This window comes from Nonomuraea sp. NPDC049646 (genome assembly GCF_044465525.1).
Taxonomy (GTDB): Bacteria; Actinomycetota; Actinomycetes; order Streptosporangiales; family Streptosporangiaceae; genus Nonomuraea.
On record NZ_JBITLU010000001.1, the window covers coordinates 715671 to 729896 of the forward strand.

Below are 14226 nucleotides of genomic sequence, written 5' to 3' on the forward strand. Positions count from 1 at the left end.
CTCGTTCTCGGAACCGGCTCAGCCCTTGATCGCGCCCTCGGCGACGCCACGGAAGAAGAAGCGCTGCAGCGAGGCGAACAGGAGCACGATGGGCAGGAAGGAGATCATTGTCCCAGCGGCGATGAGACGGGGGTTGGCGCTGAACGTGCCGTTGAGGTACTGCAACCCGACGGTCAGCGTGAAGTTCTTGGGGTCGTTGAGCACGATGAGCGGCCACAGGAAGTCGTCCCACGCGCCGATGAACGCGAAGATCGTGATCACGCTCAGCATGCCGCGCACGTTCGGCAGCCCCAGCCGGACGAGCCGCTGCCAGGGGGTCGCCCCGTCGATGACGGCCGCCTCGTCCATCTCCTTGGGGATGGCCTGGAAGGCGGTGCGCATCAGCAGCACGTTCAGCATGCCGATCGCGCCGGGCAGCGCCACGCCCAGCAGCGTGTCGGCCAGGCCCATGCCGCGGACGGTGACGTACTGGGAGACGATCGTCACCTCGCCCGGCAGCACGAGCGTGGACAGGAACAGCACCAGGAGCAGCTTGGCGCCCCGGAACTCCAGCCTGGCCAGCGCGAACCCGGCCAGCGTCGCGCCGACCGCGTTGCCGCCCACCACGATGACCGCCACGATCACCGAGTTGAGCGCGTACGTCCACACGGGGATGGTGTCCGCGACGCGCGCGTAGTTCTCCAGCGTCGGCTGGTGCGGGACGAAGCTCGGGGTCTGCGCGAAGACGTCCTCGAACGGGCCCTTGAGCGAGGTGGACAACTGCCACAGGAACGGCAGGATCGTGATCGCCAGGACGAGCAGCAGCAGCGCGTACCGCAGGACCAGCTCGCCCGGCGTGGTGGCGCCGAACCCGCCCCGGCCCCGGCTGCGGCCGTGCCGCCCCGGGCGGGCCGTCCGGGCCGTCGCGGCGGGTGGCGCGCTCGCCTTCATGGCCGCCATGTCAGTCCGCCTTCCTGTTGAGCCGGGTCAGCAGGAGCATCGGGCCGATCGTGATGACGAAGAGCAGGATGCTCAGCGCCGAGGCGTAGCCGAAGTGGCCGTAGAAGCCGCGGCTGTACATCTGGATCAGCATGACCAGCGACATCGCCCGCCCGCCGGGGCCGCCCGTGCCGTTGGACAGCACGAACAGCTCGGAGAACACGCGCAGGGCCGACACCGAGACCAGCACCGACACCAGCAACATCGTGTTGCGCACGCCGGGCACCGTCACGCTCCAGAACCGGCGTACGGCCCCCGCCCCGTCCACGGCCGCGGCCTCGTGCAGTTCGCGCCGCACGTTCCCGAGCGCCGACAGGTAAATGATCATGTAGTAGCCCAGCCCCTTCCACACCGTCAGGGTGATGGCGCTGAGGACCAGCAGCCACCGGTCGGTCAGGAACGGCAGCGGCCCCTGCAGCACGCCCAGCGCCTGCATGAGCCCGTTGATCAGGCCCCGGTCGCTCAGCAGCCAGCTCCAGATCAGCGCGACCACGACGGCGGAGGCGACGACCGGGGTGTAGAAGGCGGTGCGGAAGAACGTGATGCCGGGGATCTTCTTCTGCACCAGGATCGCCAGCAGCAGCGGCAGCAGGGTGAGCACCGGCAGGCAGACCAGCATGAAGACGACGCTGTTGAGCAGCGCGTCGCCGAGCTGGTCGTCGTCGAGCATGCGGCCGAAGTTGGCCAGCCCGGTGAAGTGCCCGCCGCTGAGCGGCTTGGCGTTGGTGAAGGCCAGCACCAGCGTGTTCAGCGAGGGCCAGACGTTGAAGACGAGCAGCCACAGCGCGGCGGGCGCCACCAGCAGCCAGGGGGTGAGCCGGCGGCGGAGGGCGCCCTGCGCGGGGAGAGCGGGGGTGATCACTGGTTGAGCAGCTCGTTGCACTTGGCGACCGCGGCGTCCAGCGCCTCCTTGGCGGAGACGTCGCCGTTGAGCGCGAGGGCGATCTGCTGGCGGACGAACTTGCTCATCGCGTCGGTCACCTCGACCGGCTGCAGCATCTTGGCCGTGGCCAGCGACCTGAAGGCGATGACCTTGGCGTCGCCGGCGTTGGTGCCGTCGCTCTGGGTGAAGAACGGGTCGCCGGCCGAGGCCTTGGTGCTGGGGAAGACGCTGACCTCGTGCGCGAACGCCGCCTGGTTCTCGGCGCTGGTCACCCAGCGGGCCAGCGCGATCGCCGCCGCCGGGTTCTTGCTCTTCTTCGACACCGACAGGCCCTGCACGTACAGCGGCGGGGTGCCCATCGCGGTCGAGGGCACGACCTTGGGCGCCAGGGAGGGGTTGTCGGTCTTGACGGCGATGATGTGGTTGGCGCCGGCCGTCGTCCAGGCCACGGTGCCCTCGTTGAACAGCTTGGCGTTGCCCGCGTAGGTGTCGGTCAGCACGTCGCGCGGCAGTAAGCCCTCCTTGAAGGCGGCCCGGTACTTCTCGATCACCGCGACGGCCTCGGGGGTGTTGAAGACGAAGCTCTTGCCGTCGTCGGACAGCAGTTTCACGCCGGCCTGGGCCAGGTCGCCCAGCTCGGGGCGGCGGCTCATCAGGTAGGTCTTGCCGCCGGACTTCTCCTTGTAGGTCCGGGCCTGCGTGACCAGCTCGTCGAACGTCGTCGGCGGCTTGGCCGCGTCGAGGCCGTTCTTCTTCATCAACTCCGAGTTCCAGTAGTTGACGTCGGTGTTGAGGTACCAGGGATAGCCGTACGTGCCGGGGTAGCCGCGGAAGGTGTAGGCCTCGATGCCGCCCGCGACGTACTCGTCGGCGAGCTTGGGGTCGGCGGCGGCGACGTCGAGCAGCATGCCCTGCTGGACCAGGGGCCTGGCGAAGTCCGGGGGCAGGTTGGTGACGTCCGGGAGTGTTCCGGAGGCGGCCTGGTTGAGTACCTTCTCGGAGTAGGCGTCCGCCGGCTGGTCGAGCCATTCGACCTTCGTGCCGGGGTACTTCTTCTCGAAGGCGGCGACGACGCCCTCGACGTACGCCGTGAACTTGGGCTTCAGCGCCCACGTCTGGAGGCTGACAGTGCCCTTCACCTCTCCCGTGGCCGCGGCGGTCGGGGCGGCGGCTCCCGACTCGCCGGACCCGCCGAGGCCACAGCCCGAGACGACCATGACGGCTGCCACCGCCGGTCCCGTCCAGTACCTACGCATGGCGCTCTCCTTGGTTACTAAATCGCTCTAGTTGCGGGACTATTCACCTGGCTAGACTCGTGTGTCAATAGCTGAGACGAATTCGTGAAGGAGCAGTGGTGCGCCGACCGACGATCACCGACATCGCCGAGCGGGTCGGGGTTTCCAAGGGCGCGGTGTCCTTCGCGCTCAACGGCCGCCCGGGGGTCGGAGAGGCCACCCGCGCGCGAATCCTGCAGGTCGCCAAAGAGATGAACTGGCGTCCGCACAGCGCCGCCCGCGCCCTGGGCGGGGCCCGCGCGGAGGCGGTGGGCCTGGTCATCGCCCGGCCCGCCAGCGCCCTCGGCGTGGAGCCGTTCTTCGCCCAGTTACTGTCCGGCCTGCAGTCGGGGCTGTCGGCCCAGGCCGTCGCGCTGCAACTGCTCATCGTGGAGGACGCCGAGGCCGAGATGGAGATCTACCGCGAGTGGACCTCCGCCCACCGGGTCGACGGCTTCGTCATGGTGGACCTCATGGTCCGCGACCCGCGCATCGCCGTGCTGGAGGAGCTGGGCGTGCCCGCCGTCGTCCTGGGCGGGCCGGGCAGGCACGGGTCGCTGTCGAGCGTCTGGGCCGACGACCGGGAGGCCATGCTGTCGATCGTGGACTACCTGGCCGCGCTCGGCCACCGCAGGATCGCGCACGTGGCGGGCCTGCCGGCGTTCCGGCACACCCAGCGGCGCGCCCGCGCGCTGCGTGACCGGGCGGGGCGGCTGGCCCTGGAGGAGGCGGTGTCGGTGCACACCGACTTCAGCGACTCCGAGGGCGCCGCCGCGACGCGCGCGCTGCTGTCGCGGCCCCGCCGGCCCACGGCCATCGTCTACGACAGCGACGTGATGGCCCTGGCCGGGCTGGGGGTGGCCGGCGAGATGGGGGTGAAGGTGCCCGACGACCTGTCCATCGTGGCCTTCGACGACTCGGTGCTCACGCGGATCACCCACCCCGCGATCACCGCGCTCTCCCGCGACACCTTCGCCTTCGGCAAGCGGCTGGCCGAGGTGATGCTGGAGGTCATCGCCGACCCCGGACAGCGCAAGGACGTCAAGACCGAGACCCCCCGGCTGACCGTCCGCGAGAGCACGGCGGCGCCGGGGACTTGGCAGGGCGACTAAATCGCTTTAGGCTCCGCCGGGAGATCGTACGACCCCCGGAGGACGCGTGCCCCTGCTCGACCCCATCCGCCACGGCGCCAACTACGTGCCCTCCGCCGGCTGGTTCCACAGCTGGCTCGACCTGTCGCTCGACGCGGTCCGCCGCGACTTCGAGGACCTGGCCTCGATCGGCCTGGACCACGTGCGCGTGTTCCCGATCTGGCCGTGGATCCAGCCCAACCCGGGGCTGGTCCGGCAGCGCGGCGTGGCGGACCTGCTGGCCGTGATCGACGTCGCGGCCGAGTTCGGCCTGTCCGTCGCCGTGGACCTGCTCCAGGGGCACCTGTCCAGCTTCGACTTCCTGCCGTCCTGGGTGCTCACCTGGCACCGGCGCAGCCTGTTCACCGACCGCGGCGCGCGCGACGCCGTCGCCGCCTACGCCGACCGGCTCACCCGCGCCGTCGCCACGCGCGGCAACGTGTTCGCCGTCACGCTCGGCAACGAGGTCAACAACCTCTACCCCAGCAACGCCACCACCCCCGAGGCGTCCACGGCGTGGGCCGCCGAGCTGATCGACGTCGTGCGCGCGGCCGCGCCCGGCCTGCTCGCCCTCCACTCCCTGTACGACGCCACCTGGTACGACCCGGAGCACCCGTTCCTGCCCGCCGACAACGTGGACCTGGGCGACCTGACCACCGTGCACTCCTGGGTGTTCAACGGCGTCTCCGCCATCGACGGCCCGCTCGGCCCGGCCACCGTCTCGCACGCCGACTACCTGGTCGAGCTGGCCGCGGCCACCTCGCTCGACCCGGCCAGGCCCGTCTGGCTGCAGGAGATCGGGGTGCCGAGGCCCGACGTGCCCGAGGCCCGGACGGCCGAGTTCGTCCGCCGCACGCTCGACGCGGTGACCGCCAACCCCGCCCTGTGGGGCGTCACCTGGTGGTGCTCCCACGACCTGGACCGTTCCCTCTCCGACTTCCCCGAGCGGGAGTACGAGCTGGGCCTGTTCACCGTGGACCACCGTCCCAAGCCGGCGGCCAAGGAGCTCGCCGCGATCATCGACGAGCGCCGCGGCCGTGCCGAGGCGCCGCGTCCGGCCCTGCGGTGCGACGTGGACCTGCGGACCGAGCCCGGACGCCGGGCCGAGGTCGCGCCGGGCAGCGCCTTCCACGCCGCGTGGGTCCGGCTGCGCCAGGCCGGGCCCGTGGCCATCGTGGCCGGCGACCGCGCCGACGACCCCGGCCACCTCGCCGCCCGGGGGATCGGCACCGTCCTCACTCCGGAGTGACGCCAGGCCGACCATGTGATCACCGACTCAGAGAGGACACCCGTGTCAGTCACCATCGTCTCCGTGGAGTCCACGGACCTGTTCGCGGGCGCCGAGCACGCCCCGCGCCAGGTGCTGCGCGTGACGCTCGACGGCCCGCCCGCCCAGGTCACCGTCACCGGCCCGGGCGTGTCCGGGGAGGCGGAGGGCTCGGGCCAGGTCGAGGTCCCGCTGGAGATCGCCGACCCGGTCCCGGGGGCCGAGCTGCCGGTCGTGGTGACGGCGGGCGGCGCGCGGGCCGAGGCCGTGGTGGTCGTGGCCGAGCCCGGCTGGACGATGTTCCTGGTCTCCCACTTCCACTACGACCCGGTGTGGTGGAACACGCAGGCGGCCTACACCTCCCCGTGGGAGCTGCTGTCCGGGGACGCCACCACCCGCCCGCTGTGGGAGCGCAACGGGTTCGCCCTGGTGGAGGCGCACCTGGACCTGGCGCTGCGCGACCCGGTCTACAAGTTCGTGCTGGCCGAGATCGACTATCTCAAGCCGTACTTCGACGTCCATCCCGAGCGCCGGGCCGACCTGCGGCTGCTGATGGAGCGCGGGCAGGTCGAGCTGGTCGGGGGGACGTACAACGAGCCCAACACCAACCTGACCGGCGCCGAGGTCACGATCAGGAACATCGTGTACGGCATCGGCTACCAGCGCGACATCCTCGGCGGGGATCCGGCGACGGCGTGGCAGCTCGACGCGTTCGGGCACGACCCGCAGTTCCCCGGATACCTGGCCGCGGCGGGGCTGACCGGCAGCGCGTGGGCGCGCGGGCCGTTCCACCAGTGGGGGCCGATCCAGAAGAACTTCGGCGCGGCCAAGGACGACGCCCGGGTGATGCAGTTCCCGAGCGAGTTCGAGTGGATCGCCCCGTCGGGGCTCGGCGTGCTGACGCACTTCATGCCGCACCACTACTCGGCCGGCTGGTGGATGGACTCCGCCGCCGACCTGGCGAGCGCCGAGCAGGCCGTGTACGAGCTGTACCGCAAGCTCAAGCCGGTCGGGGCGACGCGGAACCTGCTGCTGCCCGTGGGCACCGACTACACCCCGCCCAACAAGTGGGTCACCGAGATCCACCGCTCCTGGAACGCCCGCTACGTCTGGCCGCGCTTCGTCTGCGGCACCCCGCGCGACTTCCTCGACGCGGTCCGGGCCGAGCTGGCGGCCACCGGACGCCGTCCCAGCCCGCAGACCCGCGACATGAACCCGGTCTACACCGGCAAGGACGTCTCCTACATCGACACCAAGCAGGCACAGCGGGCGGGCGAGGTGGCCGCCGTGGACGCGGAGAAGCTGGCCACCCTCGCCGCGCTCGAAGGGCTCGGGACCTACCCCGAGGCGGCGCTGGACAAGGTGTGGCGGCAGCTCGCCTACGGGGCGCACCACGACGCGATCACCGGCAGCGAGTCCGACCAGGTCTACCTGGACCTGCTGTCCGGCTGGCGCGAGGCGTACGACCTGGCGGGCGCGGTGCGCGACGTCTCGCTAGCCTCGCTCGTCGCCCGCGTGGACACCGGCGGCGAAGGCGTCGCGGTGGTCGTGGCGAACACGCTGTCGTTCGACCGGTCGGCGCCGGTGGCCGTACGGCTGCCGGCCGGGATCGACGGCGGACGGGTGCTCGACGATGCCGGCGCGGACGTGCCGTGCGTCGTGGACCGCGGGACCCTGCGTTTCCTGGCCGAGGACGTGCCCGCCACCGGGTGGCGCACCTGGCGCCTCCTCCCGGGACCGTCCCGGCCCGGCGCGTCCGCATGGACGCCCGCGCCCGGCGTCACCGTCGAGAACGCCCGCTACCGCGTCACCGCCGACCCCGGCCGCGGCGGCTGCCTGTCGGCCGTCCTGGACAAGAAGGCGGGGCGCGAGCTGCTCCGGCCCGGCTGCGTCGGCAACGAGCTGCGCGTCTACGAGGAGTACCCCGCCCATCCCGACTTCGGCGAGGGCCCCTGGCACCTGGTGCCCAAGGGCCCGGTCGTCGGCGCTGCGGAGGGCGCGGCCCAGGTGCGGCGCGAGACCTGCCCGCTCGGCGAGCGCCTGGTGATCACCGGAACGGTGGACGGCATCGGCTACGAGCAGACCGTCACGCTCTGGGACGGCGTGGACCACGTGGACCTGACCACCCGCGTCCTGGACTACCGGGGCGCGGACCGGCTGCTGCGGCTGAGCTTCCCGGCCGACCTGCCCGGCGCGCTGCCGGTGAGCGAGGTGGCCGGTGCCGTGGTGGGGCGCGGGTTCGCCCTGCCCGACGTGGACGCCGCCGAGGCGCCGTGGACCCTCGACAACCCCGCCAACACCTGGTTCGGCCTGGGCTCCACCGCCCGCGTCACGCTCACCGGCCCCGGCGGCCGGCCGCTGGGCGAGCGGGCGCTCGGCGTGGCCGAGGTGGTCGTCCCCGGCCCGGACGGCCACTCTCCGGACGAGCAGGCGCTCGGCGCGGCACAGGCGATCGTCCCCGGCCGGGACGACGGCGCTGAGGTGCGCGAGCTGCTGGTCGCGCTGGTCAGGGCCGGGGTCACCGCGACCACGGCCGGTGCGGACTGGTCCCGGTACGGCTGGCTCGACGTCGACTCCAACCTCCCCGACTTCCGCATCATGATCGGCGGCCCGCGGGAGAACGACGCGGTGCGCGAGCTGCTGGACCGCGCCGGCCCGGCCTATGCCGAGGTCCTGGAGCGGGACGGGCGCGTCTGGGTGCCCGCCGCCCGGCCGCTGCGCGAGGTCTGGCGGCCCAACGCCGACCTGCGCGACCTGCGGGCGCTGCCCGCCCTGGTCACCACCGACCCCGCCGCGCTGGCCGCCGACCTCGCCGACGCCCGCGTGAGCTCCGCCTGCCCCGGCGAGGTCCCGGAGTCCGAGCTGCTCACCGGCCACACCGTCGCGCTGCTCACCTACGGCCTGCCGGGCTTCGCCGTCGATCCGGCCGGCACGTTGCACCTGTCGCTGATGCGCTCGTGCACCGGGTGGCCGTCCGGGGTGTGGATCGACCCGCCCCGCCGTACGCTGCCCGACGGGGCCGGCTTCCAGCTCATGCACTGGACCCACGAGTTCCGTTACGCGCTGGTCTCCGGCGAGGGCGACTGGCGCGCGCTGACGCTGCCCGCCCGGGGGCAGGAGTTCAACCATCCGCTGTACGCCGTGCTCGCCGAGCCGCACGAGGGGCCGCTGCCGCCGACCCGGTCGTACCTGAAGGTCGAGCCGGCCCGGGAGGTGCTGGTCGGCACCGTCAAGCCGGCCGGGAACCCGACCGCGCACGGGTCGGCCGCCGCGGCGGACCCGGCTTCGGGGGTGACCGTGCGCCTGATGGAGTCCACCGGGCTCGGCCGCGACGCCGTCCTTTCCGGTGCGCTCGCCCTCACCGAGACGCACCGCGCCGACCTGCTCGAACGGCGGCTCGGCCCCGTCCATGGCGCCGTCGCCCTGGACGGGGCCGAGGTCGCCACCGTGATCGCCGTCCCCGGCCTGCCGGCGGTGCCCGGCCCGCCGACCGAGGCCGCCCTCCCGCTGCGTGAGGCGGCCCGCGGTGGTGCGGTGCTGGGGCCCGCGGCCGAGGTGGCGCAGCCGGTGCATGCGCGGTACTGGCTGCACAACCGGGGGCCGGCGCCGATGGGCTACCTGCCGGTGAGCGTCACGGCGTCGCCGGGCCTGGTGCGGACCGAGGGCGAGCCCGCCGACCTGTCGGTGGTGCTCTCCTCGCACCTGCTCGACGCCGACGTGGAAGGAGCCGTGGAGATCCTCGTCCCCGAGGGCTGGACGGCCGGTCTGACGCGGCGGCCGTACCGGCTGGTGGCGGGCGGGCACGTACGGTTCCCGGTCACCGTGACCCCGCCCCGTGGCGTCGAGCCCGGCCTGTACTTCGTCGCCGCCCGGATCCAGCACGACGGCCAGACCGTCGAGGACGTGGTCACCATCGCCGTCGGCGACCTGTCCGACGGCTTGTCCGGCGAGCTGCCCGGCGTGCTGCCCGTGCCCGGTGACGTCCCCGAGGACTGGGTGGCCGCGCAGGGCAGCAAGGACCGTCCCGGCCGCGACACCGGCCTGTCGGTGGGCGTGACGACGCCGTCGGTGCGCGTCGCTCCCGGCGGGCGTGCCGTGCTGGGGCTGGCGTTGCACAATCGCACGAACGGTGAGATCCGGGGCGAGTTGCAGGTCGTATCGCCCTGGGGCACGTGGGACCTGATCGCCGCCCCGGTGCGCGGGTTCGTCCTGGCGGCCGGTGAGAGCACGGTCGCCGAGTTCGAGGTGTCCGCACCCCGCGACGCCGCCCCGGGCTCCGCGTGGGCACTGGGCAAGGTCATGTGGTTCGGCCGCTGCCAGTACGCCCCGACCGTCGAACTGCTGGTGACCCCATGACCCCCACTCCCCACCCCACCCCTCCCTCCTCCCACCCCGAACCCCCCGCCCCCACCCCCCAGACGAACCACCCCACCTCCGCCCACCCGCCTCACGTCGGCCATCCGACCTCCGCCCATGCGCCCGTCACCGGCGAGCCGGTCGCGCCTGGTGTGGGGCCGGTGCTCGGGTGGCTCGACGGCCGCCCGCTCCCCCGCTCCGAGCTGGACCGACGGCTCGCAGCCCTGCGGGACGGACCGAGGTCATCGGCGCTTCCGGCACCGGGCACGGCCGAGGACCGGCAGCTCACGCGCTGGGTGGCCCAGGTGGTGCTGACCGAGCAACTGTGCGCCGCCGAGGCCACAGCCCGCGGACTCCCCCTGGAGCAGCCCCCACCACCCCGCCCCGACCAACCCACCACCGACGCCATGGGGGCACGGCCCGACCAGCCCCCCACCGACGTCATCGCGGTACGGCTCGACCAGCGGGCGGCTGTCGAGCTGGGTTCGATCGCGGCGGCGGCCTACGAGGGCAGCGCCGCCGTCCGGGCCGTCTACGAGGCCGTCACCGCCGACGTCACCGTCTCCGCGTCGGAGGCGTCCGCGTACCGGGAGGCCACCGCCCGACCGCCCACCGGACCGGCATGGCGGCTACGCACCCCGGACGGCGAGTTCGACGCCGACCCCGCTTCGCTGCCCGTCGCCCTGGCCGAAGCCCTGGCCGCCGCCGTACCGGGCCAGACGGTGACGGCCGGCCCTTGGACCGCCACCCTCGTCACCTGCCACGCCCCCGTCCCGGCGAACCGAGATGCGCCCGCCGACGGCCTCCTCGACTCCGCGCGCAGAGTGGCGTTCGTACGCTGGCTCGACCACGCCCGCGCCCACCGCCTGCGCCTGGTGCCGGGCCTCGAACACCCCGGCGACCCCGCACAACCCGACAACCACCACCGCCACTGATCCCGCCATCGCCCCAGCCGGACCCGTCCAAGCCCCTCGCGCTCGACCGGGCGACGGCACTGTCCGACGCGGCCGGGCGCCCCTGTGGCGCTCCCGCTCGCCGCCCGTACCGAGGACGTCAGCCCGATGCGCCCGAGCGCCGGGCGCTCCGGCGCGCTTCGAGGGCGTCCAGGATCAGGTCGAGGCCGTAGCCGAACTCGCTGGTGTGGTCGTAGTCCGGGCGCAGGGCGTGGTCGCGGATCATCTCGGTGAGGTACGGCAGCTCATCCTCCGGCAACTGCCGGAGGAGGTCGCCGGCCACGTCCTCGACGTCGTCCGGCGTCGTCATCGGCAGGTTCGTCTCCTGCAGGACGAACCCGTAGACGTAGCTGTCGATCAGCGACACGGCGTGCGCGGCCATCGCAAGCGTGAACCCCGCCTCCCGCAGGACGCCCAGGACGGCGTCGTGGTGGCGTAGCGTCGCCGGCCCCGGGTCGCGGCGGGAGTCCATGAGCCCGAGGGCCCAGCTGTGCTGCGACAGGACCGCGCGCGCGGAGACGGCTCGCGTACGGATGGCATCGCGCCAGTCGTCGCCCTCGGCGCCCGGCAGCTTGATCTCCGCGAACACCATGTCGACCACGCCGTCGAGGATCGCGTCCTTGTTCGGCACGTGGTGGTACAGCGACATCGCCTCCACGCCCAGTTCCTGCGCCACCCGGCGCATCGTGATCGCCTCCGCGCCGCCGCGATCAGCGACCCGGATCGCGGCTTCCAGGACGAGGGCTCTGCTGAGCGGTTGCGGCGGCATGACGGCTCCGGGGTGTGGACGGGTTGACAGCCTTACGAGCGTAAGCCAGCCTTACACCTGTAAGTGGCCTTACTGGTGTAAGGCTCCCCTGATGCACTTGGTCCGTGTCGAGAGAAAGAGATTTCCATGCCGATGCCGAAATGGTGGGGGCGCGTCAACAAGAAGGTGTTCAACCCCCGCGCGATAGCCGGCGGCAAATGGCCGGTGCTGATTCACGTCGGCCGCGTTTCCGGCGCCACGTACCGCACGCCGCTCGACGCCCATCCCGTCGACGGCGGTTACCTGTTCGTCCTGGTGTACGGATCGCGTTCGGACTGGGTGCAGAACGTCCTGGCGGCCAGAAGTGCGCGCCTCCGGGCCGACGGAAGGGAGGTGGAACTCACCGCCCCGCGCCTTGTCGGCAAGGACGAGGCGTTCCAGGCCCTTCCCGACAAGGTGGCGCGCCCGCCGAAGGTGCTCCGCATCACCGAATTCCTGCGCATGGACCTGCGCACACGCTGACCACCACGACATTTTCGGGACCACAATCGTGCACACCAACAGGCGGGCAACCGCAATCGCCGGCGCCCTGGTCATCCTGGGTATGATCGCCGGCGCGCTGAGCGTCGTTCCCGCCGTCGACGAACCACGCCGTCTTGTGCTCATTTCCGCACACGAGGGCCAGGTCATCCTCGGCGCAGTCGCTCAGACGGTCATGATCCCGTCCTATGTCGGGTTCGCACTGTACCTGTATCCGATTTTACGGGCGGAGAACGAAGCACTCAGTCTGGGTTTTCTCGGGTTCAGACTGATCGCGGCGACGTTCCACTTCATCGGCGTCATCCTCCTGCCCTTGTTTCTCGTGCTGGGCCAGGAACTCACCCAAGCCGACGCCGCGGCAGCATCCAGCATCGAGGTCGTCGGCGAATTACTGTGGACGGCTCGCGACCTGGTCAATCACGTCGCATTGATCGTCGCGCTGAGCCTTGGAGACCTGCTGCTGTTCCACATTCTGTGGCGGTCGAGATCTGTCCCACGATGGTTGTCCGGGTGGGGATTCCTGGCGATCGCAGCAGCCGTGTCCGCGAGTCTCCTGGTCCTGCTCGGCGTGGTCGACGTCGTCACGCCGCTCTACCTGGCCATGAATGCGCCCCTGGCCCTGCAGAGCTTCGTCTTCGCCGTGTGGTTGATGACCAGGGGCTTCGTCACGAAGATCCGTGACGCCTGAGGTTCGTCAGGTAGGAGAGGGCCTTGGCGAAGGCGGCGTCGTGGTCGCCGTTCAGTTCCTCGTCGCTGAGGACGCCGGGAACGGACAGGTGCGGCGGGATGCCGGTGACGTCGAAGGAGGTCCCGTCGCGGGTCAGGAAACGTTCGTTGGGCAGTGCGAAGCTCCACCCGTTCGGCAGCTTCCGCCACAGAAAGTCGGAGAAGGCTCCCTGGGTGTTCTCCCCGATCCGCTCGGGCCGGGGCGTCCGTCCCGTCATGGCCTGGGTGAAGGTCTCGCCCGCGCTGATGGTCAGGCTGCTGGTGAGCAGGGCGATCGGGCCGGTGTACACCGGGGCGGTCGCCGGCCGTACGCGCACCGGCCGGGGGCGGGTGAACCCGGGCGGATCGCCGGGGGTGTTGCGGGCCTGCTTGGCGTACGCCTGGAAGGCCTGCCGGTCGGCCTGGCGGCGAGCCGCAGGCCGAGCGCGTCGTAGCCGCCCAGATTGACGCGCACATCGAGGACGAGACCGCGCAGCCGGCCGGGCCCCGAGGTGCGGGACACGGTGAAGATCTCGTCGAGCGCCCGGTCCAGCTCGGCCGCGTTGGGCTCGTAGCCGCCGTCGGCGTAGCCGTCGAACGCGCCCAGCCGCAGGTAGCCCAGGCCGTCCGGGAGGTCGGCGTACCCGATCACGCCTCGTCCCCACTGTTGCAGGGGTTTGCGGGTGTCGTTCTTCTCGACGAACTTCTGGACGCGTTCGTTGAAGGCGATGAAGGCCGGCACCCCGTCCAGTTGCCTGGTGCCCGGACGCAACGGTCTGGCGAACTGCCTGCCGCCCGCGATGAGCGCGGTGTGCGCGTCGCCGAGCTCCTTGAGGACGTCGCGCAGGACGGCGAAGAGCTCCTCGTCCCCGCTGCTCGGGCCGATCCTGGACCGGTACCGGTCCCGTACGGCTCGCCAGTCGACGCCCTTGGTGGCGAAGAACGGGTAGTTCTCGGCGAAGGTCGTCCAGAAGACGTCGAACACCTGCACCGGGTCAGCGGGCGTCGGGGTCGCGCAGGCCCGGGGCAGGCGGGGCAGCCTCCGCAGGTCGATGGCGCCGACGCTGCCCGCATACCCTAGCCGCGCCCGGCCGGGCCCCCGCGTCTCGACGACGATCCGCCGCCCGCCTTCCCGGGCCGTGAAGGGCGCCGAGTCCCGGGTCCGCGCCGTCTGTTCCGCCGAGAGCACTCCGCGCAGGCAGCTGATCGCCGTCGTGTCGTAGGTGGTGAGCCGCCCCTGGCCGATGCCGAAGACGGTGCCGTGACCGTCGGCCCGCCAGAGGCCGTCCAGCGGCTGCCGTCCGGCGGCGGCGTCCGCGGGCGTTACCGCCCCTGGCCCTACTGCCGTCACTGACCCCTGCCGTCGCCGTCACCGTCACTGCCCCCTGCTGC

Annotated in this window: 12 protein-coding genes; 6 read left to right on the plus strand and 6 right to left on the minus strand. The window is 72.1% G+C overall.

The annotated features are described in order from the left end of the window. Positions 1 to 18 precede the first annotated feature (18 nt). The 3 genes from ACIBQ8_RS03245 to ACIBQ8_RS03255 are packed head-to-tail and all read right to left on the minus strand — an operon-like array spanning position 19 to position 3117. Entirely contained in the window at positions 19 to 939 is a 921-nt protein-coding gene (locus ACIBQ8_RS03245) for a carbohydrate ABC transporter permease (protein ID WP_397190894.1), read from the minus strand. Position 940: 1 nt separating this feature from the next. Beyond that, positions 941 to 1840: a carbohydrate ABC transporter permease gene (locus tag ACIBQ8_RS03250; RefSeq protein ID WP_397190895.1), complete on the minus strand. Its 900-nt coding sequence runs from the start codon at positions 1838 to 1840 to the stop codon at positions 941 to 943. Next, complete coding sequence (locus ACIBQ8_RS03255) at positions 1837 to 3117, minus strand: ABC transporter substrate-binding protein (protein ID WP_397190896.1); 1281 nt, start codon at positions 3115 to 3117, stop codon at positions 1837 to 1839. The genes ACIBQ8_RS03250 and ACIBQ8_RS03255 overlap by 4 nt, the downstream gene beginning before the upstream one ends. A 98-nt stretch (positions 3118 to 3215) precedes the next feature. Here ACIBQ8_RS03255 and ACIBQ8_RS03260 point away from each other — a divergent pair, with 98 nt between their 5' ends. The 4 genes from ACIBQ8_RS03260 to ACIBQ8_RS03275 are packed head-to-tail and all read left to right on the plus strand — an operon-like array spanning position 3216 to position 10823. After that, positions 3216 to 4247, plus strand: coding sequence for a LacI family DNA-binding transcriptional regulator (locus ACIBQ8_RS03260; RefSeq protein ID WP_397168647.1), 1032 nt, complete (start codon positions 3216 to 3218; stop codon positions 4245 to 4247). Between the two features lie 46 nt (positions 4248 to 4293). Next, complete coding sequence (locus ACIBQ8_RS03265; RefSeq protein ID WP_397168648.1) at positions 4294 to 5514, plus strand: glycosyl hydrolase; 1221 nt, start codon at positions 4294 to 4296, stop codon at positions 5512 to 5514. A gap of 42 nt (positions 5515 to 5556) precedes the next feature. After that, positions 5557 to 9888, plus strand: a complete 4332-nt coding sequence (locus ACIBQ8_RS03270) for an NEW3 domain-containing protein (protein WP_397190897.1) — start codon at positions 5557 to 5559, stop codon at positions 9886 to 9888. After that, positions 9885 to 10823 (plus strand): hypothetical protein, encoded by a 939-nt coding sequence (locus ACIBQ8_RS03275; protein ID WP_397168651.1) that lies wholly within the window; start codon positions 9885 to 9887, stop codon positions 10821 to 10823. The genes ACIBQ8_RS03270 and ACIBQ8_RS03275 overlap by 4 nt, the downstream gene beginning before the upstream one ends. A gap of 118 nt (positions 10824 to 10941) precedes the next feature. Here the strand turns inward: ACIBQ8_RS03275 and ACIBQ8_RS03280 are convergent, their stop codons facing one another. Then, entirely contained in the window at positions 10942 to 11610 is a 669-nt protein-coding gene (locus ACIBQ8_RS03280) for a TetR/AcrR family transcriptional regulator (protein WP_397190899.1), read from the minus strand. A gap of 126 nt (positions 11611 to 11736) precedes the next feature. Between ACIBQ8_RS03280 and ACIBQ8_RS03285 the strand changes: the two genes are divergently transcribed. After that, positions 11737 to 12111 (plus strand): nitroreductase family deazaflavin-dependent oxidoreductase, encoded by a 375-nt coding sequence (locus ACIBQ8_RS03285; RefSeq protein ID WP_397168655.1) that lies wholly within the window; start codon positions 11737 to 11739, stop codon positions 12109 to 12111. Positions 12112 to 12139: 28 nt separating this feature from the next. Then, positions 12140 to 12817: a DUF4386 domain-containing protein gene (locus tag ACIBQ8_RS03290; protein WP_397190900.1), complete on the plus strand. Its 678-nt coding sequence runs from the start codon at positions 12140 to 12142 to the stop codon at positions 12815 to 12817. On the opposite strand, the gene ACIBQ8_RS03295 is transcribed toward ACIBQ8_RS03290, so the two are convergent. Both ACIBQ8_RS03295 and ACIBQ8_RS03300 read right to left on the minus strand, forming a co-directional pair. Beyond that, a complete protein-coding gene (locus tag ACIBQ8_RS03295; protein WP_397190901.1) occupies positions 12795 to 13172 on the minus strand; it encodes a S41 family peptidase in 378 nt (125 codons plus the stop codon). The two genes, ACIBQ8_RS03290 and ACIBQ8_RS03295, sit on opposite strands and share 23 nt — an antisense overlap. After that, positions 13106 to 14185: a hypothetical protein gene (locus ACIBQ8_RS03300; RefSeq protein ID WP_397190902.1), complete on the minus strand. Its 1080-nt coding sequence runs from the start codon at positions 14183 to 14185 to the stop codon at positions 13106 to 13108. The genes ACIBQ8_RS03295 and ACIBQ8_RS03300 overlap by 67 nt, the downstream gene beginning before the upstream one ends. Positions 14186 to 14226 lie beyond the last annotated feature (41 nt).

Coding starts and splice junctions, on each gene's coding strand:
- ACIBQ8_RS03275 (WP_397168651.1), top strand. CDS start 9,885: ATGACCCCCACTCCCCACCCCACCCCTCCCTCCTCCCACCCCGAACCC.
- ACIBQ8_RS03285 (WP_397168655.1), top strand. CDS start 11,737: ATGCCGATGCCGAAATGGTGGGGGCGCGTCAACAAGAAGGTGTTCAAC.
- ACIBQ8_RS03255 (WP_397190896.1), bottom strand. CDS start 3,117: ATGCGTAGGTACTGGACGGGACCGGCGGTGGCAGCCGTCATGGTCGTC.
- ACIBQ8_RS03280 (WP_397190899.1), bottom strand. CDS start 11,610: ATGCCGCCGCAACCGCTCAGCAGAGCCCTCGTCCTGGAAGCCGCGATC.
- ACIBQ8_RS03245 (WP_397190894.1), bottom strand. CDS start 939: ATGGCGGCCATGAAGGCGAGCGCGCCACCCGCCGCGACGGCCCGGACG.